At 68.2% G+C, this 267-nt stretch carries 1 pseudogene; it reads right to left on the bottom strand.

The window, feature by feature from the left end:
* A pseudogene (locus R0J92_RS23485) lies at positions 1 to 267 on the bottom strand (2-oxo acid dehydrogenase subunit E2); the annotation flags it as partial.

Raw genomic sequence — 267 nt, 5'->3', positions numbered from 1 at the left:
ACCACGAACCCGGCGCAGATCGACGCCCCCGTCGCGAGCCCGCAGACGGACAGAAGGCGTGGCAAGCGGCTTTTCACCTTCCTGGCGAACCGGCCCCGCGCCGGAGAAGGCACTGCCTGCGGCTTCGCGCTTGGGTGCCGCGGGTTTCGGTGGAACAGGCGTCTGCAACAAAACGGGTGTTTCAGGCGCTTGCGCCGGTTGCGGTTTGGCCGCTTCCGCCGCCACCGGAACCGGCTTTTCCTCAGCCTTCTCCTCTTGGGAGCCGCC

Origin of the sequence: Tritonibacter sp. SIMBA_163 (assembly GCF_046535935.1) — a bacterium.
In the GTDB taxonomy this organism is placed as follows: Bacteria; Pseudomonadota; Alphaproteobacteria; order Rhodobacterales; family Rhodobacteraceae; genus Epibacterium; species Epibacterium scottomollicae.
The sequence above is the reverse complement of the archived record's forward strand: the minus strand, read 5'-3'. Positions and strand labels throughout refer to the sequence as shown.